Here is a 23,146-nt window from a genome sequence, read left to right on the forward strand (position 1 = left end):
AATGATTAGCAAACTCAACCTAGAAAACATCCTCTTCTTAGATATAGAAACCGTTCCGGAAACGGAACATTTCTCAGATTTAGAAGCTGCTAAACAAGACCTTTGGGAAGCCAAGTCACGCTATCAAAGAAGGGAAGAGTATACAGCTGAAGAATTTTATGACAGAGCTGGCATTTGGGCTGAGTTTGGTAAAATCGTCTGTATTTCGGTTGGCTATTTTAAGATGGAAGGCGAATCTAGAACCTTTAGAGTGACCTCATTTTATGGTGATGAAATCAAAATTCTAAAGGATTTTAAAAACTTATTAATCACACATTTTAGCTCAAACAAACATTTACTTTGTGCACATAATGGTAAGGAATTCGATTTTCCGTATATCGCAAGACGTATGATTATCCACAACATAGAATTACCATACAAATTGAATCTCTTCGGAAAAAAACCTTGGGAAGTACCACATTTAGACACCTTAGAACTCTGGAAATTTGGCGACTATAAATCGTATACCTCGTTAAAGTTATTGACCAATGTTTTAGGCATTCCTTCACCAAAAGATGATATTGATGGTAGCGAGGTTTATCGCGTGTATTACAAGGAAAAAGAAATAGATCGCATTATTATCTATTGTGAAAAAGATACCATTGCTGTCGCGCAGATTTTCTTACGATTGCGTGGAGATGAATTGCTACATGATAATGAAATAAAACATGTGTAATTTTGTAATCTAGATTCAAACTTTATTTATGGCAAATTTAATAGAGGTCCAAGGCTTAAATATCTCATTTTTTAAGCATCAACTTGAAAAACAAATTATAAGTAACATTTCGTTTGAAATTAAACCAAATGAAATCGTAGCTGTAGTTGGTGAATCTGGTTCAGGTAAATCTATTTCGTCGTTAGCATTAATGGGTTTATTACCTAAACAAATTTCTAAGATTACCGCTGGCTCTATTTTGTTTGAAGACAAAAACCTGGCTAACCTTTCAGAAAAAGAGTTCCAATCTATAAGAGGTAACGACATTGCCATGATTTTTCAAGAACCTATGAGTTCTTTAAATCCGTCGATGCGTTGCGGTAAGCAGGTGGAAGAAATCTTGAAACAACATGTCAAATTAACGGATTCGGAAATAAAATCAGAAGTTTTAAATCTTTTCGAAAAAGTAAAATTGCCTAATCCAAAACGGATTTTTAAAGCCTATCCTCATGAAATTTCAGGTGGACAAAAACAACGTGTTATGATTGCGATGGCAATTGCGTGCAAACCAAAATTGTTAATTGCTGACGAACCTACAACAGCATTAGATGTCACCGTTCAAAAAGAAATTTTAGAGTTATTGAAAACCATTCAAACTGAAACCAAAATGAGTGTGTTGTTTATCTCACACGATTTATCATTGGTGTCTGAATTAGCCGATCGGGTTTTAGTAATGTATAAAGGTAAAATTGTAGAACAAGGCACAACTGACACTATTTTTAATCATCCAAAACACAACTATACCAAAGCGCTGATTAACGCAAGACCGTCTACAGATTATAGGTTAGAGCAATTACCAACCATTTCAGATTTTATGGCAGACGAGGTTAATAATGCCATTATTTCTGATGCTGATAGAGCAGAAAATCATAAAAAACTGTATGCTAAAGACCCGTTATTAGAGGTGATTGATGTTGAAAAAACATACTTTTCTAAAACAGGATGGTTTACAAAAGAGCAAGAATTTAATGCTGTTGATGGTGTAAGTTTTAAAGTGTTTCCTGGTGAAACTTTAGGCTTGGTTGGTGAGTCTGGCTGCGGAAAATCGACTTTAGGGAATGCAATTTTACAATTAGATAAAGCCACATCTGGACGTATTTTATATAAAGGAAAGGATATAACTAACTTAAGCCGTTCCGAAATGCGAACGATGCGAAAGGATATTCAGATTATTTTTCAGGATCCATTTGCCTCTTTAAACCCACGCTTAACTGTTGGAAATGCGATTTTAGAACCCATGAAAGTTCACAAAATTGGAACTTCAAATCGATTACGAAAAGAAAAAGTTATAACTATATTAGAAAAAGTAGGCCTAGATGCTTCGGCCTTTAATCGTTATCCTCATGAGTTTTCTGGAGGACAACGACAGCGTGTCGGTATTGCAAGGACAATTGCTTTAGAACCTCAACTTATTGTTTGTGACGAATCGGTTTCGGCATTAGACATTTCTGTACAAGCACAAGTTTTAAATTTATTGAACGCGTTAAAAGCACAATTTGGCTTCACCTATATATTTATTTCACACGATTTAGCAGTTGTAAAATATATGGCAGATCAATTATTAGTAATGAATCAAGGAAAAATTGAGGAAATTGGAGACGCAGATGATATCTATGCATCGCCAAAACAAGCTTACACAAAAAAGCTTATTCATGCTATTCCGAAAGGATTATAGCATGAATACTCTTTTGGCTAATTTAAAAACATTAGATACTAACTCAAAAGTATCTTCTAATACTGAAAATTCTTGATTTTCATTTAAAGTAGGTTCTGGTAGATTTGATTTAGTTTTCATAAGCAGTAATTCATGGTAGATTTAGGGGCAAAAAGGTAAATTTCGGTTTATGTTAAATCAGGTTAATAAATTAGTTTTTGTTTGGGATTACAATATGAAACATAATTTCAATTAATCAGCCTAAATACATTATAAATCGATGAAATACATTATTTTTTAACATTTAACATATTATATAACGATTTTTCGCACAAAAAAGCCGCTAAATATTAGCGGCTCTGATTTTTGTATTACCGTATTACCTATAATTTCATTTCAGGAATATCTCCTTCAATAATTAATTCACCTTCTGTAGCCTTTTTGATATCTTCGACTGAGACACCTGGAGCGCGTTCTAAAAGTTTAAACCCTTTTGGTGTTACTTCTATAACCGCCATGTTTGTTACTATTCGCTTTACACAGCCAACACCTGTTAATGGTAAAGAGCATTTTTTCAGCAACTTAGATGCACCTGCTCTATTAGTATGCATCATGGCTACTATAATATTTTCAGCACTAGCGACTAAATCCATTGCTCCTCCCATACCTTTAACCATCTTTCCTGGAATTTTCCAGTTCGCTATATCACCATTTTCTGACACTTCCATAGCTCCAAGTATCGTTAAATCAACATGTTGAGCTCTTATCATTCCAAAACTTGTTGCCGAATCAAAAAATGATGCTCCTGGCAATGTTGTTATCGTTTGTTTGCCTGCGTTTATAATATCTGCATCTTCTTCTCCTTCAAAAGGAAAAGGCCCCATTCCTAAAACGCCATTTTCACTCTGAAACTCTACTTCAATATCATCTCTTACATAATTAGCTACTAATGTTGGAATACCAATTCCTAAGTTAACATAGTAACCGTCTTTTACTTCTTTTGCGATGCGTTTCGCTATTCCGTTTTTATCTAACATAACTATGCTTTTTGTCTTACCGTGAGTTGTTCAATTCGTTTTTCATAATTTTCTCCTTCAAAAATACGCTGAACAAAAATGCCTGGAATATGAATTTGATTGGGATCTAATTCACCAACTGGCACTAATTCTTCAACCTCAGCAACTGTAATTTTTGCTGCGCCACACATTATTGGATTAAAATTTCGCGCTGTTCCTTTAAATATTAAGTTTCCGGCAGCATCGCCTTTCCATGCTTTAATAAAAGCATAGTCGGCTTTAAAAGCGTGTTCTAACACATACATTTTACCATCAAATTCTCGTACTTCTTTTCCTTCTGCGACTTCTGTTCCGTATCCTGCAGGAGTAAATATGGCAGGAAAACCAGCTTGTGCAGCTCTACAGCGTTCTGCTAGTGTGCCTTGAGGTATTAATTCTACGTCTAACTCGCCCGAAAGCATTTGACGTTCAAATTCATCGTTTTCGCCAACATAAGATGAGACCATCTTTTTGATTTGCTTTTGATGTAATAATAAACCTAAGCCAAAATCATCGACTCCAGCATTATTTGAAATACAGGTTAGTCCTTTTATATTACGTTTTACGAGGTTGGCAATGGCATTTTCTGGAATTCCAGATAAACCAAAACCACCAAACATAAAGGTCATATTATCACTGACACCCTCAAGGGCTTCAGAAATATTGTTCACTTTTTTATTAATCATATTTAGAAATATTTTGCTTTTTAAAAATACAAAACTATGTCCTAAAGTTATAATTAATAGTCATAAAATAAGGGTGTGACTTTTAAGGGTTCTTAGAAATCGAACTCTATATTTTCAATAGCATCTGACTCATCGATAATATCTCCTTCATCTGTTGCTGTGCAGTCTATATCAATTTTTAAATTTAAAGGTTTTTCAAATTCACCTTTAGATACATTTAAGGTTTCGTCTGCATAACAAGCTTTCATGTACAAGCCCCAAATTGGCAATGCCATTGTAGCTCCTTGACCGTAAGTAATCGTTCTGAAGTGAGCTGCTCTATCTTCTGCACCAACCCAAACTCCTGTTACCAAGTTGGGCACCATTCCCATAAACCATCCATCACTTTGATTTTGTGTGGTTCCTGTTTTTCCAGCAATAGGGTTTGTTAATTCATACGGATAACCAGTCATTACCTCCTGATACATTTTATTGTATTTATCAACACCTTTAGTCCTTAAACGACCACCTGAACCTGCTTTTGTAACCCCTTCTAAAAGATTTACCGTTACATAAGCTACCTCTTCACTTAAAACATCTTTACTTTCTGGTACAAATTGATATAAAATGGTTCCATTTTTATCTTCTATTCGTGTCACCATTACTGGTTTATTGTAAACTCCTTTATTGGCAAAGGTAGAATACGCTGCCACCATTTCGTATACACTAATATCAGGTGTTCCTAAAGCAATAGCTGGTACTGGTAAAATATCTGAAGTAACACCTAGTTTATTCGCCATTTCAACAACAGGTTGTGGTCCAACCTCATTCATTAAACGTGCTGTAATAGTATTTGTTGAACTCGCCAAAGCATCTTTTAGCGATTGCTCACCAGAATAATTACCATCCGAGTTTTTAGTGGTCCAAGGCTCTGGGTTTCCAAATTTATTGGCTTCAATAGTAATAGGTGTTCTTGGAAATTTATCGCAAGGAGATAACTGAAGCTGATCAATTGCTGTAGCATAAACAAAAGGTTTAAAAGTTGAACCCACTTGACGCTTACCTTGCTTTACCATATCGTATTGGAAATGTCTATAATTCATTCCGCCTACCCAAGCTTTTACATGACCTGTGTGCGGATCCATAGACATCATACCTGGTCGCAAAAATGACTTATAGTAACGCATAGAATCTAAGGGTTTCATAACAGTATCCACCTCACTGGCTTCACCATCTATCCATTTAAACACAGTCATGTCTGTTGGTTCGTAAAACGACGCTTCTATTTCTTTATCTGATTTTCCTTGATTTTTTAGAATTCTCCAACGTTCACCACGTCTCATTCCGTCCTTTAATAATTTATCAACTTCAGAACTACTAAGTTCTAAAAATGGTGCTGTTTTATTACGGTCAGGTGTGTTCTGATGATCAAATTCTGCCTGTAACCTTGGCATATGCTGCCCAATGGCATCTTCTGCATATTGTTGCATGCGAGAATCTATCGTTGTATAGATTTTAAGTCCATCTGTATATAAATCGTATTTAGTACCATCTGGTTTTCTGTTCTCTTCTTTATTTGCCCATTCTTTCATAAATCCTCTGAGGTATTCTCTAAAATAAGTAGCAATACCTTCTCGATGCGATTCTGGTGAGTAGTTTAAATCTAATTCTGTTTTTTGAAGTGAATCTTTAACCTCTTCGGTGATATAATCATATTTAGCCATTTGAGCTAAAACAACATTTCGTCTGTTTCTAACACCAACAGGATTTTTATGAGGCCTAGGATTATATAGTGAAGAATTCTTAAACATCCCAACTAACATCGCAGACTCCTTTGTATCTAAATCTCTTGGTTCTTTACCAAAATAAATACGAGATGCAGAACGAATACCATCTCCATTATTACCAAAATCATAGATGTTAAAATACATCGCAATAATTTCATCCTTTGTGTATTGGCGCTCTAAACGGATGGCTAACACCCATTCTTGAATTTTTTGTATGATAGCATTTGTAGTGCTCTCTTTATCTCTAAAGCCAATAAACAATTGCCTTGCTAACTGTTGAGATATTGTACTTGCACCTCCTTTTTTACCTAAGTAAACAAAGGCTCTCAAAGTACCTCTTCCATCAATACCTGAATGATTATAATGACGCACATCTTCTGTTGCGATTAGCGCATCCACTAAGTTTTTTGGTAAATCTTCAAATCCAATTGGTGTTCTGTTATCGTCAAAATAAAATTTACCTAAGGTTTGATTATCTGAAGAAATAATTTCCGTTGCTAAGTTTGTTTCAGGATTTGCTAATCTAGAAGGGTCAGGCATATCACCTAACGCACCCCAAGATGCCAATAAAAATATGGACACTACGGCTAGAATGCCACCTAAAAATACGATCCAAAACCAACGTACGTACTTTGAAAAATCTAAAGTCTTTGTTTTAGATTTCGTTGTTTTCTTTTTTGCCATCTTCTCTATTTTTGAGCCTTTTCTACTCTAAAACCAATTTCAGTTATACCTTGTAAATTTTCTACACCATTAACAACACCATAGTTTCGCATGGCATGTTGAATGTTAACCGTATACTCACCTTCTTCATTAAATGCAAACGGTTCTTTATAGCCTCTATACCACAATTTATTCTCTTTTAAATCTGAAAATCCGGTACCTAAAAGCTCACCATTTGGTGCTGCCATTTTATATTCTAATGTATCTTTAACCACCTTTCCGTTAGGATAGTTCATCTCTACAATAAGAAATAAATTACTAAACTTATAAGCGTCAGTATTTCTTAAATTAACATACAAATTATATCCATTTAAAGTATCTGGTGCTTTAAAGTTAAATGTTGCGATAGAATCTTTGTTCCATTGATTAGGAACCGATGCATACTCGTCAAACACAGCGTCGGAATCGCAACTTGTAAATAAAAGACAGCCGACAACAACCAAAAACAACTTATTAGTCTTTCTTAGTATTTGCATTGGATTTGGCTTTTGGTTTTTGATTACGGTTTCGATTTTGAGTTTTATTCTTGTTGTTGTTTTTGTTGTTTCGGTTCTTAGAATTTCTTTTGTTCCTATTATTTTTACGTTTCTTATTCGATTTTGGATTATCGAAACGTGTTAAACTATCTTGACCTACAACGTTCTCAAACTCGTTTTTAGTGTCTTGTATATGCTCAGCAGCATATTCTTCAAGACTTGTCACTTTCTCTCTTTTCTTGTTTTTTGCAATAATTTCATTGGCTTGCGCAGTGGTAATAATGTGCCAATTCATCCACTCACCTTCATAAGCATACCACATTAAACCCTTGAAAATATCGGTTTTTTGGCAAACTGCATTTCCTTTTTCAGTGTACAATTTAGTGTCAGATTTCGGAAATGCTTTTAGTGCATCTAAATACGAATCTAATTCGTAATTAAGACAACATTTTAACTTTCCGCATTGACCTGCAAGTTTTAAAGGGTTTAAAGATAATTGTTGGTAACGTGCCGCTGAAGTGCTTACCGATCTAAAATCGGTTAACCAGGTTGAACAACATAATTCTCTACCACAAGAACCGATACCACCAAGTCTTGCAGCTTCTTGTCTAAAGCCAACTTGTTTCATCTCAATACGTGTTCTGAACTCGCGTGCAAAGACTTTTATTAACTCTCTAAAATCCACACGTTCTTCTGCTGTGTAATAGAAAGTAGCTTTACTACCATCTCCTTGAAACTCAATATCTGAAATTTTCATTTTCAGATTTAAATCTATAGCAAACTGACGTGCTTTTACCTTCATTGGCTCTTCTCTATCTCTAGCCTGTGACCAAACATCAATATCTTTTTGTGATGCTTTTCGGTATATTTTTAAAACATTTTCTGTGTCGTCAAGCTTTACTTTTTTGCGCTTCATTTGTACGCTTACCAATTCGCCAGTAAGTGTAACCATTCCGATATCGTGACCAGACTTTGCCTGTGTTGCCACAATGTCTCCAATGCTTAATGTAAGATTTTCTGTGTTTTTATAATAGTGTTTTCTGCCATTTTTAAAACGTACTTCTACACCGATAAAGGGTTCTTGTCCGTTAGGAAGCGACATGTTGGCTAACCAATCAAAAACAGTTAATTTATTGCAGCTATCTGTACCACAAGTTCCGTTGTTTTTGCATCCTTTTGGTTGGCCATCTTTACCAGTTGTACAACTGTTACAAGCCATAAATAATATATATGTTAAATCTAAATTCCGAATATGAACTAATCCGTTTTCTTCGTACTCTGTAAAGACGTACTTAAGCTAAAACGAAATAAAATCAATTCATAAGTATTAAAAATCTAGATATAGGATTCGTAAATAATTAATGAGTAAAGATAATATTATTTATTGAGTTATCTAAAGTCTGCTTTGATATTGCGAGCTGTTGTTGCTCTATGATAGAAAAAAATTGATGTTCACATTGAGCGCGGTCCAAAAAACTATAAAAAATAACCGTATAGATTTCTCGACTGAGCTCGAAATGACATTTATCTATTTTTTAGATGTCATCGTTTCAAAAATATTCCGCAGGTCTTTTTTATAAGGCAAATGATCTGCGCGTCCTTTTTTGAAAATATCGTTACTATTACCTTGGCCTTTTCGCAGTGCTTTTTGCTCTTCGTAAGGCAATTGATTTATTTCCATGCAGTTAGTTGAACAGCAATTTTCCATTTTTGCTTTACACTCATCACACTGAATAAATAGTAAGTGACATGCTTCATTAGCACAATTGGTATGTAAATCTGCTGGCTTTCCGCATTGGTGACAATTGGCAATAACATCATCTGAAATTCGTTCAGATCGTCTTTCGTCGAACACAAAATTCTTGCCTAAAAATTTATTTTCCAATCCTTTAGCTTCAATTTGTCTGACGTAGTTTATGATTCCGCCTTCAAGCTGAAACACATTTTTAAAACCTTTATGCTTATAATACGCACTCGCTTTTTCACAACGAATTCCACCAGTACAATACATCACTAGTTTTTTATCTTCTTTATGTTCTCTTAAGTCTTCTTCAATTAAATCTAAAGATTCTCTAAACGTATCGACATCTGGAGTAACGGCATTTTTAAAATGACCTATTTCACTTTCGTAATGATTTCTCATATCTACCAAAACGGTGTTTGGGTCTTCTATGAGTTCATTAAATTTTTCGGCATTAACGTGAACCCCTTTATTAGTGACATCAAAGGACGCATCGTTTAATCCGTCTGCCACAATTTTATTTCTGACTTTAACTTTCAGTTTTAAAAAGGCAAAATTATCGTGCTCAATAGCAATATTTAATCTTACGTTTTCTAAAAAAGAAATAGTGTCTAAGTGGTTTTTAAAGGGCTCAAAGTTTTCTGCTGGCACAGAGAGTTGGGCATTTATACCTTCATTTGCCACATAGATTCTTCCTAAGACCTCTAATTGATCCCAAGCAAGAAACAGATGATTTCTAAAAATTTCGGTATTGTTAATTTTGGCGTACTTGTAGAAAGAGATGGTTAAGCGTTCTTTTCCCGCTTGTTCAATAAGTTCTGCTCTTTCTTTAGCACTTAAGTTATTGTACAGTTGCATGCTATACTAATTTTAAGGTTAAAGAATTAGTTGCAAAGGTATTGTTTTTACTGAAAATGATTTAAAAAAAACATAAAAAAGCACCTTGAATACATTCAAAGTGCTTTACTAAATTAACCTATCAACTTAAAACAAATAATACGCTAATCTACACCGGCTTTACAGTTACTGAGGAAAAAACAAACGGTAACTGAAACACCTAATGCTTTACTAACCTTCTTAAAAATCTGAATATTTTAATTTTAACTAAAACATTTAGAAAAAATTCGCTACGCAACTCTAAAGCTAACTTCAGAGTTGATTGTAGCGTTTTTCATAGCAATTATTTCCTTTTTCATTTAGTAGATGTAAAAAGTTAAAAAGGGTTGCGTCATAAATTAAAAAAAAATAGTTCTCATTTAACGATTGGCTTCTTCTCTCTTACAAACAGCCTCAACACCTTTGAGTATTTACATGATTATACGACTGATTATCAACACAAAAAACAACAAATAATTCAAAACAGTTTATTTCAATACACCGTTTTTAATCAGGTCCTCATAAATTTTAACACAAAAGCTTTTATTTTTATTTGGAATGAATAAAAATAAGGATACTTTTGTCAAAAATTTTTAGGTGTCTCAATTCAATTTATACGTTGTTTTATTAGGGCTATTTTTAAGCTATTCTGCTTTTGGTCAAAATGGAAATTTTTACGGAAAAGTAAAATACGATTCTAACGAACCTGCTGTCGCAACATTTATAGCTCTAAAAGGTAATAGTATAACCAAAGAAACCAACTCTAATATCAATGGGTCTTTTACGTTTAAGGACATTCCTTATGGCGAATACACCATTTTATTTTATTCACTAAACGACCAACCGAAAACCGTTACTATAACATTAGACTCAAAAAACAAAGAGGTCAATGTGACTCTAGAGGTTGCGGCTTTAGATGAAGTTTTGGTGAGATCCAAAACTGTTCAGCAAAAAATTGAAGAAAAAGGTTTTGCCGTTAACGTTATTGAGACTAAAGATGCTGCCATACAATCCATACAAGTTAACGAATTGTTAGACCAATCTGCAGGTGTCAGAGTGCGTCAATCTGGTGGTTTAGGTTCTCATGCACATTATAATTTAAATGGCATGACCGGGAATTCTGTAAAAGTTTTCATTGATGGGGTTCCCATTCGGAATTTTGGACCGTCGTTTTCTTTAAATAGTATTCCTCCATCGTTAATAAAACGTATTGAAGTTTACAAAGGTGTTGTTCCTCCGCATTTATCTGATGATGCCATGGGTGGAGCTATTAATGTGGTATTAAATGGCATTACCAAAAATGAATTAAAAGCATCTGTTTCTGCTGGTTCTTTTGGAACCTACAGAGCTGATGTAAATGGCGGTTTCAGAAATAATAAAAACGGATTTACTGCTAGAGGATCTGCCTTTGTAAACTACGCAGACAACGATTATGAAGTTTGGGGAGATCAAGTTGCTGTAGCACTTTCTGCAGGAACTCCAGATGTTTACATCCGAGCAAAGCGTTTCCATGATCGCTATAGGTCTCAAGGAGGAAAAGCCGAATTTGGTTACACGCATGTTCCTTGGGCAGATAAGCTTTTAGCTGGTGTTTTATTGTCTAATATGGATCAACAAATTCAAACTGGTGCCACCATGGAAATTGTTTATGGTAACCGATTTACCGAGCAAAACACCAATATGTATAGTTTAGATTATGCAAAAAAAGATATTATTAAAAACCTCGATGTGAGTGCTTTTGCGTCTTATTCTCGTCTTAACAGAAAAACTATAGATACCATTGCTACGCAATACAGTTGGTTAGGACATCCTACGAGTTATTATAACGATCCTGATGTATGGGCAACTGGAGCAGAAGCAGGAAATCCAACCCTTCAAAAAGATATTGATCAAACCATTAATACACGGACAAATGTTGCTTACCATCTCAATGATAATAACACTGTTCAGTTAAATCATTTACTAAACACCTTTACACGAGATTCTGACGACCCAATGCTGCCTGCTGCTGAAAATGCACTACGAGAAGAACGCGAATATTTAAAATCTATCTTAACGGTTTCTTTTGAAAATAAAGCTTTTGATGAGAAATTGAGAACTTCGGTTTTTGGTAAATCTTATTATATGAATAGAACTTCAAAATTACGCACACGAAGTTCAAATTCATCAACTGCCACAATATCTATTGAAGAAAACACTATTTCCTCTAATGAATTTGGCTTTGGAGGCTCAATTTCATATTCATTCTCTCCAAAACTTACTGTATTTGGTTCTGCCGAAAAAGCCATTCGGTTACCAGAAGCCAATGAAGTCTTTGGAAATGTAGCCGCAAATTTAAATGCTTCAATAAATCTAAAGCCAGAACATAGTAACAACTATAACCTCGGTTTTACATACGATAATTTACAATTTAAAAAACATACGTTTGGAGTTACTGCTAATGGTTTTATTAGAGATACAGACGATTTAATTATGCAACTGCCAACAGGTAGTAACGAAGAATTCTTTGCAAACTCTAATGTTGGGAAAATATATACTGAAGGTGTTGATTTAACTCTAAATTATAACTACAACGAAGCACTTTTCTTTAGTGCTAATACCTCGTTCTTTAATGCTAGAGATTATAATGTGACTTATGATGTTAATGGAAATCCAATTACACCAAGCTATGAAAGACTAGCCAACACACCGTATTTTACAATGAATTATAATTTAAAATTCAATACCAAAAATCTTATTCAAAAAGGATCTACACTATCTAGCTATACTAATTTATTATATGTACATGAATTTTTTAGAGGTAGCAGTGTTCTTGGTGGATCTGGAAAAACAATAATTCCAAGCCAAGTGTCTTTTGATGCTGGTTTTGCTTATACATTTCCCAAAAACAAAGTCTCATTTAGTTTTGATGTAAAAAACATTTTAAACAATCAATTATTCGACAATTATGCCCTTCAAAAACCTGGAAGAGGGTTTTATGGGAAACTAACATTTTCAATTTTATAATTACTTTTAATTTAATACTTATGAATTTTAAAAACCTATTTCGTTTTACCTTTATTTCAGCCCTATCTTTAGCTACGTTTTCATGTAGTGAAGATGATGTACCAAGCTCAGGACCATCTGAATCTAATTACAGACCATATCACTTGGTTATAGGTTCAAGTCCTACAGGAGAATCAGAAACTTACACTCAAGGAGTCACTGTTGAAGACCTTAATAATCCTGACAAAACATTTACATTTAGTGGTTTTGGTAAAGAAATACCATCAACTCGTACAGCAAGATTATACACATCTGATGATGGCGAAACGGTATACAATTTAAATTATGGTGGTGGTGATATTGCCAAGTATGATTATGTCAGTGGACAAAACTATGATTTGCTTTTAACAACTGATATCCAAGCCGTAATGGGAACTGCATATCCACGTTGGACAAAAATCGATGAGAACTACGCGATGTTACATAACGTCACTACCGAGAACATTTATGAAAATCCTGAAGACGAGACTTCTCCCTACATCAAAACTACAGCCACAGTAACTTTGGCTCGTGTAGACTTAAATACAATGACCGTTTTAGAAAATTCATCATTTGAATTCCCTTATAGTGAAGATGAATCTACTGAAGGTATTTATGCTTTCCGTATTGATGCACCAGTAATTACTAATGGAAAATTATACTATGGTGTTGCGAAACGATTTTATGATGCTTTAACAGGTGAAAGAGGTACAATGGTTTACGATAATATTGAAACCTTGGTTGTAGATTATCCTTCTTTAGAAAATGAAACTACAATTACCTCAACTTTAGCCCAAGGTTCTACTAATGGTTATAGAACACCAGTTTCTCATAAAGATGAAAGTGGAGATACATACCAATTAGTAACCAGCGGAGACGCTTCTATTATGAAAATAAGCAATGGTGCTTATGATACGGCTTATGGTAAATTTGATATAAAATCATTATTAGGTTATAATGCTGAAGCAAATACAGGATGGTTTTACGTTGGCAATGGTATTGGATATGTACCTGTATTAAACACAGATTTAGGTGATAATGCAAGTTCTAATTGGGATATTGTACGTATTGATGTGTACAATAAAACAGCCGTTAAAATGAATATTCCATTAGATTTATGGTTACGTCAGTACCAATGGGCAAGTGTTATTGATGGCAAATTATATATGGCATTAGCATCCTTAGGAGGTGTTGGTAATGTTTATATTTTTGATCCTAATTCTACAAGTCCAGATGGTTATACCACAGGTGCAACTTTAGAAACTGGTACAACAGATGCTTCATATATTGGACTATTTTAAAACAGTCTAACGCATTAAATAGTAAAACCAGAGCATGAATTTGTTCTGGTTTTTTTGTGTTTTATAATCTAAAATAATACCTATTCATTTTTAAAAATTAAAAAAAGATTACCTGCATTTGTAGTAATTTGAAACAAGAAATGTTATTAATTAAAATAAGTGGTATTTTTGAATATTAATTAATTAAGAATTCTTAGAAAACAGAACATATGAGTAATGAAAAAGACGCAAAATTAAAAGCCTTAAAATTAACTTTAGACAAGTTAGATAAAGCTTACGGAAAAGGAACAGTAATGAAAATGAGCGACCAAGCTGTGGTAGATGTTGATGCGATACCTTCAGGCTCATTAGGATTAGATATAGCTTTAGGCGTTGGTGGTTATCCTAGAGGACGTGTTATTGAAATATATGGTCCGGAATCATCAGGTAAAACAACCCTAACACTTCATGCTATTGCCGAAGCTCAAAAAGCCGGTGGTATTGCAGCATTTATTGATGCAGAGCACGCTTTTGACCGTTTTTATGCTGAAAAATTAGGTGTAGATATCGATAATTTAATAATTTCTCAACCCGATAATGGTGAACAAGCATTAGAAATTGCAGATAACCTAATTAGATCTGGTGCTATTGATATTGTAGTGGTCGATTCTGTTGCGGCTTTAACACCAAAAAGTGAGATTGAAGGTGAAATGGGAGATTCTAAAATGGGCTTACATGCGCGTTTAATGTCTCAGGCTTTAAGAAAATTAACGGCTTCAATTAGCAAAACAAATTGTACGGTGATTTTTATTAACCAATTACGTGAAAAAATTGGTGTTATGTTCGGAAACCCGGAAACTACAACAGGTGGTAATGCCTTAAAGTTTTACGCTTCAGTACGTTTAGACATCAGACGATCTACACAAATTAAAGATAGCGATAGTAACGTAATGGGTAATAAAACCCGAGTTAAAGTCGTGAAAAATAAAGTAGCTCCACCGTTTAGATTGGCGGAGTTTGATATTATGTATGGAGCTGGTATTTCTAAAGTTGGAGAAATTTTAGATCAAGCTGTACAGCATGAAGTCGTTAAAAAGAGTGGCTCATGGTTTAGCTATGGAGATACCAAACTAGGACAAGGTCGTGATGCCGTTAAACTTATTATTAAAGACAATCCAGATCTTATGGATGAGTTAGAGGAAAAAGTTAGAGCACTGATTAACGACCCTAAATAGAACATTGAAAAAAATCCTGATTAATTCAGGATTTTTTTGATTTCAGACGCAACCCTTTTGGCTTTTCTACATCTATAAGTTGAAATTGATTATTTTTAATTATGAAAAGATATACCATTTTAGTCTTAGTCTTTGGCTTTGTCACTGCATTTACATCTTGTAGTCTCGAAAATGATAGTAATTATGTTGGTAACGAAATTATACCAATAGAAAGTGTAGAAATACCAGATCACTTTCTTTTTGGAGAAAGCTACGAAATTGAAATAACATATAATCGTCCTTCAACCTGTTATCGGTTCTATAATTTTTTATACGAAATTAATGAGAACGAACGTACTGTTGCAATAATTAATTCGGTGTATAATAATTCAACTTGTGTGCAAGAAGAAGAATCGGTTACAGTAACTTTAAATTTTCTGGTTACAGAAACAGAAACTTATCTGTTTAAATTTTACCAAGGCCGTGATGAAGAAGGTGAAGATCAGTATTATTTAGCAGAAGTACCTGTTCTTGATGAAAGACCTACTTCTGACGCCATATTATTAGACTAATTATTAATTAATTCCTTAACTAATGTGAGTTTAGACAAGCTCATACAAAATTGTATTAATAAAGATGTACAAGCTCAAAGCCAATTATACAAGCAGTATGCAAGTAAGTTATTTTCGCTTTGTCTTAAGTACTCAAAAAATTATGCACAAGCAGAAGATAACCTGCATGATGCATTCATAACTATTTTTAATAAAATAGAGCAGTATAATAATAAAGGGTCTTTTGAAGGTTGGCTAAAACGCATCGCGATTAACACCTCATTACAACGCTACAGACAAGATGTCGGTGTTTATGATATAGTTAACGAAGACCATATTGAAGATGTTTCTGTAGTTATTAATGATGATAATGTTAGTATTGATTTTTTGTTAAAAATCATACAAGAATTACCAGACAGATATAGATTGATATTCAATTTGTATGTTTTAGATGGTTATTCTCATGTTGAAATTAGTGAGTTAATTCAGATTTCAACAGGCACCTCAAAATCAAATCTAGCACGCGCAAGAAAGATTTTAAAAGAAAAAATAGAAACCTACAACGCGAGTTCAAATTCGCAGAGTATATAAAAATGAGTCACAAGAAAAACATAGATAGGCTTTTTCAAGAAAAGTTTAAAGATTTTGAAGTTGCACCAAATGATGCACTTTGGGAACGTATAAACGACAGTCTTCCTAATAAAAAGAAAAAACGCAGAATCATTGCGCTTTGGTGGCAAGTTGGTGGAGTTGCAGCTGCAATTGCACTACTGTTTACTATTGGTTATGCTGTTTATAATTCAGACGACAATAATAATCAAGAACTTCCTATTGTAAATACTGAAGAGGTAGAAAGCCCAATAGAAAAGGACAATTCAAATACGTCATCTCGTAAAAATCAAAACGAACTTAAATCAGTTACAGGTGAAACCACTAAGATGGTCGATTCTAAATTAGGTGCTGAACAAGAATCAAAAGTAAACGATTCTGAAACTAAAACACCTCGTAAATCGAATAGTTCAAAGCCATTAACAACACCTAAAAATTCGAATCAAACATCGAACACCGTTGCCAACACCACTAATGAAGAAAAATTAGACACTACTCAGCAACAAAACAATACATCTACAGGTGCTAATAAGGCTTCGCGTACAAAAGTTGCGCAGCAAACCAAAACGTCTAATACTAATTTAAAAACAGACACTAAAATACAGTTGGCATCTGAGGTAGAACAGAAATCTGCAATTAAAAAGCATATTGAGGATACTAAAACTACTGTCGTAGAAAACGCAACACCCAAAAAACAAAACGCTGAGACTATTAATTCAGAGACCAATAAAACAAACCCTACGGAGCCTGAAAATTCAATTATTGAAATTCCAGAGAAAGAAAGCATGGAAAATGCTATTGCAGAGCATAACGAAACTATAAGTGAAGAAGAAAAAGAAGATGATGAAAGCAGGTGGAGCATTGCGCCAAATGTTGCACCTGTTTATTTTAATTCCTTTGGTCAAGGTTCTTCTTTAGATAAGCAATTTAACGAAAACTCTAAAGGTTCTGATATTAATATGAGTTATGGTATTGCAGGTAGTTATGCTATTTCCAAAAAACTAAAAGTTAGAGCAGGTATTAACCGTGTTAACCTTAATCAAACTACTGCTGATGTGTATGCGTTTACAAGTCCAGAAATGGCTTCTAGAGGTGTCGATGCTTCATTTAACAATATTGCATTTAGCGAAGGAGAGCACGTATCGCTTATGAGTGCTAAAATGATGAATAGATCCTCTACACCAGAGCTATTTAACACAAAGCTTGCTGGTAATATAGATCAGCGTTTTGGATTTATAGAAATACCCTTAGAATTAGAATATAGAGTATTAGATAACAAATTTGGAGTTAATGTTATTGGCGGATTCAGTACTTTCTTTTTAAGTGAAAATGAAATTTATGCTGATATTAATGGAGGCTCATCATTAATAGGAGAAGCTAATAATATTAATGATACAAGTTTTAGTGCCAATTTTGGTTTAGGCATGGATTACAGCCTTTCAAAACAATGGAATATAAACCTTGAACCCACATTTAAATATCAAATAAATACCTTCAATAATACAACAGGTGATTTTAAGCCTTTCTTTATTGGAGTCTATACAGGATTACGTTATAAGTTTTAAGTTAGGTTATTGCAAGTTATACGCTATGAAAATGCAATGATGATTAAAGCCACTCTTATTTAGAGTGGTTTTTTTTGGTTATAAGACTTGTGCTTAATTCATCCCAAATTATAGTCCTTGTTGTTTTATTTAAAGCTTTTGTATCTGCAATTTCCAATCCATTTGTTGGAATAAACGGTAGGATTTTAGCACGCATTCTACCAGGACTTCCACTAAAAAAAGTATAGGAAAATCGCTTTTTATTATCGTAGAACGTAATTGGTACTACAGGTATTTGATGATTAATGGCTAATCGAAACGCACCATCTTTAAACTCGTCTAACAGAATATGTTCTTCTGGTACTCCGCCTTCTGGAAAAATACAAATGCTTACACCTTGTTTTAGTCGTCGTTGTGCTCTTAAAAATACAGCCTGCCTACTTTTAGCACTCGATCTGTCAACTAATATACAAGTCCGTTTATAAAAGAATCCGAATAAGGGGATTTTGGCTAACTCTTGTTTTCCTACAAAAACAAAAGGGTTTTTTACAGCCACTAGCATTAGCATAATATCTGCCATAGACGTGTGGTTAGCAACAAACATGTAACTTTTATCAGGATCTGGTATTTCTTCTCTCTTAATTTTATATCCAAACCCCATACCTATTAAAATAAACTTAGACCAAATACGAGCGAGTTTAAAAAAGTAAGAATACCATTGCTCTCTTGAGATAGAAATAATCAACAACGGAAACAGTACAATAATTGGAATAGCAACCAAAATATAGAACCAAATGCGATATAAAAGCCAAAATGGATATTTAAAAAATGCCATAGCACCAAAACTAGTTAATTAAATTAAATGACTTCTAATAGTTCTGCTAAAAAATTTACCTTTGTTTTTTAATTGAAGTTGAATTTAAAGAGATACCTGCTTCCGCAGGTAATGTTATGGCAAGAATACTAACAGGAGTACAAAGTACAGGAACACCACATTTAGGAAACATCTTAGGTGCAATTTTACCAGCAATAGAAATGGCAAATGACGCCAAAAACGATTCGTTTTTATTTATCGCAAATTTGCACACATTAACGCAAATAAAAAATGCTGAGGAGTTAAGAAATCATACCTATTCTGTTGCTGCTACTTGGTTGGCCTGTGGCTTAGATATTGAAAAAACGGTGTTTTATAGACAAAGTGATATTCCGCAAGTCACAGAATTATCTTGGTATTTAAGTTGTTTTTTTCCGTACCAACGTTTAACCTTAGCACATGGATTTAAGGATAAAGCAGATCGTTTAGAAGATGTAAATTCTGGTTTGTTTACTTATCCAATGCTTATGGCTGCCGATATTTTATTGTATGATGCTGAAATAATTCCGGTTGGTAAAGACCAATTACAACATATTGAAATGACTCGTGATGTCGCGTCTCGTTTTCACGCCAAAATGGGAGACACTTTTGTACTTCCTAAAGGAAAGATACAAGAAGATGGCATGCTTATTCCTGGAACAGATGGTGAAAAAATGAGTAAGAGTAGAGGTAATTTTATCAATATCTTTTTACCAGATAAAAAATTACGTAAAAAAATAATGTCTATTGAAACGGATAGCACACCTCTTGAAGAACCAAAAGATTGGAAAACCTGTAACTGTTTTGCTATTTATAGTTTATTGGCTTCAGATGCTCAAATTGTAGAAATGAAAGCCAATTATGAAGGTGGAAATTATGGTTATGGTCATGCCAAACAAGCTTTATATGAATTAGTTGTTGAGCGTTTTGCAGAACAACGCGAACGTTACCATTATTATATGGATAACCTAGACGAAGTCGATGCTGCATTGGCAAAAGGAGCTGCAAAGGCTAAATTAGTTGCTGATGATGTCTTAGAGCGTGTTAGAGCAAAGGTTGGTTACTAGTCGCTTCGAGTAATAAAATAAAAAGCCCTCAGTTAAAAAATAATTGAGGGCTTTTTTATGTTTAACGACTTCGATATGTTAGTTAACAATCTTTTTCGTTACGGTTATATCACCTTCTAAAGTTATAGACGCTAAATACACACCTCTAGAAAACTGGAAGTTTTCACTAAGTGTATTGCTATAACCGTTAGAACTATAGGATACAACCTGTCTTCCATTAATATCATAAACGTTAACCGCTTCTATTTTTGCGTTAGACTGAACATTTAACATGCCGTCTTTTACAAAAGCAAAAGTACCAAGCATCACATTATCGTCTATAGATAACGTAGTAACATAACGTAAGTTAAATCTATCGTTAGTTTCACCTTGAACTCCTGTAAAAGCATATGGAGATTGTCTAAGATCGTGCTCTAAATTAAGTAATGTATCTTCGAGATATATACCTTGCGCATCATTAACAAACACACTTCCCTGCAAGTCTCCAATAGCAATTTTGTAAGCCCCTTCTGTTGGTAGCTCAACTCCTAAAGGCACCACATCGGTATCCACGAAAGGAATTGGACGTCCTTGAATTACCATTTTTGCGTTATCTACAATAGAATATACTCGCATACTTTCTTCATCAGAATACGCATCATAAAGTCTATCTTTTCCTAAAGTTGCTCCAGCAACATAACCTACTAAGGTACTTACAGAAACGTTGGCATCATTAATTAGGCTTAACCACATTAATTGTTTTCCTGCATCTTGTGTACTTGGAACTGAGGTATGACTGGAGCCAATAAATTGTGAATTATCATGAGCTACTTCATTGTCGTCATATCGCATTGAATTTGTAAAGGTAACTTCACCTTCTGATGCATTATCGTCTACTTGTACAAAAAAGCCTTGACCAGAACCAATAAAGCCATCTGTAGTAGCCGGAGGATTAGCTCCTGTAAGGTTGTAGCTCACAAACTGTTGTCCGTAATTATAATTTAAACTTTGATAAGCTGAGCTACTTAAAGGGTTTTGGTTTGCAATAGCCATGTTATTCGCCCAGAATTTTATATGACCTTCTAATCTGGTGTTATCTGCTAATAATTGATTAGCATCAATAGCTGAAGGGTATGGGTTTCCTAAAAGGTTTCTGTGTCTAACTTCAAGGTTAGGCTGATTTCCTGTAGATTTAAAAACATTTACTGAAATATCACCATTATTTGGCCTTCCTACAAAATTTGCTGTATAATCAGATGGAGCTTCTACAGCATATCCGATACCTTCTGTCATATTAATAGTTATTGCAATCCAATCTCCAGCAACACCGTTTGTATTAACAGTATTAACATCCCATTTAAACCCATCTGAAACCATAGGGCTTGCAAGATCTTCCATATCGAAATTAGCCACAGGTGATGACCATAATATAAAATCACTAGCATCTAAATCATTAGCTTCACGTTTTACTCTGATATTACCAGAATTTTCATTGGTACTTACAATTTTAGTTTGAATTAAACTCGCACTATCCTCTAAAGTTAATGAGCCTCCAGATTCTACAGTAACAGCGCCGTAAAGTTTAAGTGTTGATTCAGAAGGAATGATGACATTACTACCAGAAGGTATTAAACAATCACAACCTTCAATATCTCCAGCTTCGTTATAATTTGAAGAAAATACTAATCCTCTATCTTGTGGCTCTACTGTAATTCCTGCATTTTCATAAACTAACGGTAATTGCCATTCAGAACCATTCCAATACACTGGTGTTCCACCAATTGATAAACTTACAGGTACCACAACAGATCCAAAATCATTGGTTACTCTCAATTTATAGCTACCTAAACTTTCTTCATTAATAGTCCCAGGAATTGTATATGTATTAGAAGTAGCACCAGGAATTGGCTCATTATACTTAGACCATTGATAAGATAAGGTTTCCTCTGGCGCACCAGTAGCACCACCAGAAACCTCAGCTGTAGCTGAAAATGTAATACTAGAATCACTTGGAAAATCACATACAAATCTCGCTAATGGATATTCTGTAACTACAGGTGTTTTTATATCAAAAGACCCTCTGTTATACGCTAAAAACCCAAGATCTGCTGTACCACCAGCAACCATATTTAGGTTATTAATATTTGTGATATTAGCGTCATTGATTTCAAAATCTTCAAATTTAAATGCTGCCATTCGTAATGGTCTTTCTTCATTATTAGAAAAGGCTCTACTTTTAGGTGTTGCAATACCGTAATTAACCCCAGGATTAAATTTATATAAATCTAATCTCCACTTGGTTAATAGCGCATCACCGTCATTTTCATTTTGATCTCTAATGGTTAGTTTTATAGGTCTACCAACAACGTTCTTTTCAGCATCTGCATAATAATAAACATCTGTACTACCTGCCTGCGCTATTTGCGTAATTAAAAAATCTGGTATATCATCTTCTAAGGCTCCTAGTTGCCCTCCACTACTGTAAAATTCCACATCGGCAGTAGCGTTAAAATTGGTAACACCTGTACCGATATCTAAACCGTTTACACCATCAGTAATAGCGTCATACACTGTAGTACCTTCTATTTCTGAAGATGTTATAGCAACTCCTTCTCCAACTTCACCATCTATCATATCTGCCATAGCTAAATAATTGCCTGGGTGTGTTATACCATCAACACCATTAGTTGTGTAAGCATAGAATAACTGAGAACTAAAAGTTACTCCATTATCTGTAAGTAACTGATCGTTAACACCTGTAGAATAGGTAACACCATTGTAAGTAAACGCGAGTAAATCATGACTAGTATTTGGTTTTAGACTATTATTATCTGGGTCTGCTTTCCACTGTGAAGATCTCCAAAAGCCATTATAAGTAGTGAATATTTCCGTTATTTTAGTGACGTTACTCGTCTCTCCATTTCTTAATTCCTTTGCTGTAGGACTCACATATTCGACAGTATGCCCTGTAGCAATTCCGCCTAACACAAGTTCCCCAGAAGTATCTGATGATCCTGTATGTGATATTTTAAAACGCATTTCCGTAGCACTTAGTAACGTTATACTACTATTAGATACACTAATGCCATTAATACTAATTGAGGTACTTTCTGTAAAGCCCGTTCCTAATACTGTAACTTGAGAATTGGTTGTAATTCTTGAAGGAGTAACTTGAGAAACTGTCTCTGATTGTGCCAACACGCTATTTGAAACTGTTAACAATAATGCTAAAACTGTCCATTTGACTATTTCAAGCGGTTTTAAATTTAAAGTAATTTTTTTATTCATAATAGA

The 23,146-nt window shown here is 34.2% G+C and carries 17 protein-coding genes; 9 read left to right on the top strand and 8 right to left on the bottom strand.

Features of this window, described 5'->3' with window-relative positions:
* Nucleotide 1: 1 nt before the first annotated feature.
* Together ITJ86_RS03505 and ITJ86_RS03510 are read left to right on the top strand one after the other, a co-directional pair.
* Nucleotides 2-715 carry a 3'-5' exonuclease gene (locus tag ITJ86_RS03505; RefSeq protein ID WP_195870230.1) on the top strand — a complete coding sequence of 238 codons (714 nt, stop codon included), beginning with the start codon at nt 2-4 and terminating at the stop codon, nt 713-715.
* 28 nt (nt 716-743) lie between these two features.
* A complete protein-coding gene (locus ITJ86_RS03510; RefSeq protein ID WP_195870231.1) occupies nt 744-2,429 on the top strand; it encodes an ABC transporter ATP-binding protein in 1,686 nt (561 codons plus the stop codon).
* A gap of 362 nt (nt 2,430-2,791) precedes the next feature.
* Here ITJ86_RS03510 and ITJ86_RS03515 read toward each other — a convergent pair whose 3' ends face one another.
* The 6 genes from ITJ86_RS03515 to trhO form a co-directional block, all read right to left on the bottom strand.
* The gene (locus ITJ86_RS03515; RefSeq protein ID WP_195870232.1) at nt 2,792-3,445 is read right to left on the bottom strand and encodes a CoA transferase subunit B; all 654 of its coding nucleotides are present in this window, start codon (nt 3,443-3,445) and stop codon (nt 2,792-2,794) included.
* 2 nt (nt 3,446-3,447) lie between these two features.
* Nucleotides 3,448-4,149 carry a CoA transferase subunit A gene (locus tag ITJ86_RS03520; protein ID WP_195870233.1) on the bottom strand — a complete coding sequence of 234 codons (702 nt, stop codon included), beginning with the start codon at nt 4,147-4,149 and terminating at the stop codon, nt 3,448-3,450.
* Between the two features lie 92 nt (nt 4,150-4,241).
* Nucleotides 4,242-6,599: a penicillin-binding protein 1A gene (locus tag ITJ86_RS03525; RefSeq protein ID WP_195870234.1), complete on the bottom strand. Its 2,358-nt coding sequence runs from the start codon at nt 6,597-6,599 to the stop codon at nt 4,242-4,244.
* A 5-nt stretch (nt 6,600-6,604) separates the two neighbouring features.
* On the bottom strand, nt 6,605-7,114 hold the full coding sequence (locus tag ITJ86_RS03530) for a gliding motility lipoprotein GldH (RefSeq protein ID WP_195870235.1): 510 nt from the start codon (nt 7,112-7,114) through the stop codon (nt 6,605-6,607).
* Nucleotides 7,092-8,333, bottom strand: a complete 1,242-nt coding sequence (locus ITJ86_RS03535) for a PSP1 domain-containing protein (RefSeq protein ID WP_195870236.1) — start codon at nt 8,331-8,333, stop codon at nt 7,092-7,094. The genes ITJ86_RS03530 and ITJ86_RS03535 overlap by 23 nt, the downstream gene beginning before the upstream one ends.
* Nucleotides 8,334-8,642: 309 nt before the next feature.
* Entirely contained in the window at nt 8,643-9,713 is a 1,071-nt protein-coding gene (gene trhO, locus ITJ86_RS03540; protein WP_195870237.1) for an oxygen-dependent tRNA uridine(34) hydroxylase TrhO, read from the bottom strand.
* Nucleotides 9,714-10,328: 615 nt separating this feature from the next.
* On the opposite strand from trhO, the gene ITJ86_RS03545 reads away from it, so the two are divergent.
* The 6 genes from ITJ86_RS03545 (at nt 10,329) to ITJ86_RS03570 (ending at nt 17,974) form a co-directional block, all read left to right on the top strand.
* Nucleotides 10,329-12,737 (top strand): TonB-dependent receptor domain-containing protein, encoded by a 2,409-nt coding sequence (locus ITJ86_RS03545; RefSeq protein WP_195870238.1) that lies wholly within the window; start codon nt 10,329-10,331, stop codon nt 12,735-12,737.
* A 20-nt stretch (nt 12,738-12,757) separates the two neighbouring features.
* Nucleotides 12,758-14,056, top strand: a complete 1,299-nt coding sequence (locus ITJ86_RS03550; RefSeq protein ID WP_195870239.1) for a hypothetical protein — start codon at nt 12,758-12,760, stop codon at nt 14,054-14,056.
* A gap of 209 nt (nt 14,057-14,265) precedes the next feature.
* Complete coding sequence (gene recA, locus ITJ86_RS03555; RefSeq protein ID WP_195870240.1) at nt 14,266-15,270, top strand: recombinase RecA; 1,005 nt, start codon at nt 14,266-14,268, stop codon at nt 15,268-15,270.
* A gap of 101 nt (nt 15,271-15,371) precedes the next feature.
* A complete protein-coding gene (locus ITJ86_RS03560; protein WP_195870241.1) occupies nt 15,372-15,821 on the top strand; it encodes a hypothetical protein in 450 nt (149 codons plus the stop codon).
* A gap of 24 nt (nt 15,822-15,845) precedes the next feature.
* Nucleotides 15,846-16,391: an RNA polymerase sigma factor gene (locus ITJ86_RS03565; RefSeq protein ID WP_195870242.1), complete on the top strand. Its 546-nt coding sequence runs from the start codon at nt 15,846-15,848 to the stop codon at nt 16,389-16,391.
* 2 nt (nt 16,392-16,393) lie between these two features.
* A complete protein-coding gene (locus ITJ86_RS03570; protein ID WP_195870243.1) occupies nt 16,394-17,974 on the top strand; it encodes a hypothetical protein in 1,581 nt (526 codons plus the stop codon).
* A 55-nt stretch (nt 17,975-18,029) separates the two neighbouring features.
* On the opposite strand, the gene ITJ86_RS03575 is transcribed toward ITJ86_RS03570, so the two are convergent.
* Nucleotides 18,030-18,788 (bottom strand): lysophospholipid acyltransferase family protein, encoded by a 759-nt coding sequence (locus ITJ86_RS03575; protein WP_195870244.1) that lies wholly within the window; start codon nt 18,786-18,788, stop codon nt 18,030-18,032.
* Nucleotides 18,789-18,904: 116 nt separating this feature from the next.
* Between ITJ86_RS03575 and trpS the strand changes: the two genes are divergently transcribed.
* On the top strand, nt 18,905-19,873 hold the full coding sequence (trpS, locus tag ITJ86_RS03580; protein ID WP_195870245.1) for a tryptophan--tRNA ligase: 969 nt from the start codon (nt 18,905-18,907) through the stop codon (nt 19,871-19,873).
* Between the two features lie 78 nt (nt 19,874-19,951).
* Here the strand turns inward: trpS and ITJ86_RS03585 are convergent, their stop codons facing one another.
* A complete protein-coding gene (locus tag ITJ86_RS03585; protein ID WP_195870246.1) occupies nt 19,952-23,140 on the bottom strand; it encodes a T9SS type A sorting domain-containing protein in 3,189 nt (1,062 codons plus the stop codon).
* Nucleotides 23,141-23,146 lie beyond the last annotated feature (6 nt).

This window comes from Winogradskyella marina, assembly GCF_015645385.1.
GTDB classification, from domain to species: domain Bacteria; phylum Bacteroidota; class Bacteroidia; order Flavobacteriales; family Flavobacteriaceae; genus Winogradskyella; species Winogradskyella marina.

Excerpts from the sequence above, each read along its gene's own strand:
- ITJ86_RS03505 (WP_195870230.1), top strand. The coding sequence starts at position 2 with ATGATTAGCAAACTCAACCTAGAAAACATCCTCTTCTTAGATATAGAA.
- ITJ86_RS03510 (WP_195870231.1), top strand. The coding sequence starts at position 744 with ATGGCAAATTTAATAGAGGTCCAAGGCTTAAATATCTCATTTTTTAAG.
- ITJ86_RS03515 (WP_195870232.1), bottom strand. The coding sequence starts at position 3,445 with ATGTTAGATAAAAACGGAATAGCGAAACGCATCGCAAAAGAAGTAAAA.
- ITJ86_RS03520 (WP_195870233.1), bottom strand. The coding sequence starts at position 4,149 with ATGATTAATAAAAAAGTGAACAATATTTCTGAAGCCCTTGAGGGTGTC.
- ITJ86_RS03525 (WP_195870234.1), bottom strand. The coding sequence starts at position 6,599 with ATGGCAAAAAAGAAAACAACGAAATCTAAAACAAAGACTTTAGATTTT.
- ITJ86_RS03530 (WP_195870235.1), bottom strand. The coding sequence starts at position 7,114 with ATGCAAATACTAAGAAAGACTAATAAGTTGTTTTTGGTTGTTGTCGGC.
- ITJ86_RS03535 (WP_195870236.1), bottom strand. The coding sequence starts at position 8,333 with ATGGCTTGTAACAGTTGTACAACTGGTAAAGATGGCCAACCAAAAGGA.
- trhO (WP_195870237.1), bottom strand. The coding sequence starts at position 9,713 with ATGCAACTGTACAATAACTTAAGTGCTAAAGAAAGAGCAGAACTTATT.
- ITJ86_RS03550 (WP_195870239.1), top strand. The coding sequence starts at position 12,758 with ATGAATTTTAAAAACCTATTTCGTTTTACCTTTATTTCAGCCCTATCT.
- recA (WP_195870240.1), top strand. The coding sequence starts at position 14,266 with ATGAGTAATGAAAAAGACGCAAAATTAAAAGCCTTAAAATTAACTTTA.
- ITJ86_RS03560 (WP_195870241.1), top strand. The coding sequence starts at position 15,372 with ATGAAAAGATATACCATTTTAGTCTTAGTCTTTGGCTTTGTCACTGCA.
- ITJ86_RS03570 (WP_195870243.1), top strand. The coding sequence starts at position 16,394 with ATGAGTCACAAGAAAAACATAGATAGGCTTTTTCAAGAAAAGTTTAAA.
- ITJ86_RS03575 (WP_195870244.1), bottom strand. The coding sequence starts at position 18,788 with ATGGCATTTTTTAAATATCCATTTTGGCTTTTATATCGCATTTGGTTC.
- trpS (WP_195870245.1), top strand. The coding sequence starts at position 18,905 with ATGGCAAGAATACTAACAGGAGTACAAAGTACAGGAACACCACATTTA.
- ITJ86_RS03585 (WP_195870246.1), bottom strand. The coding sequence starts at position 23,140 with ATGAATAAAAAAATTACTTTAAATTTAAAACCGCTTGAAATAGTCAAA.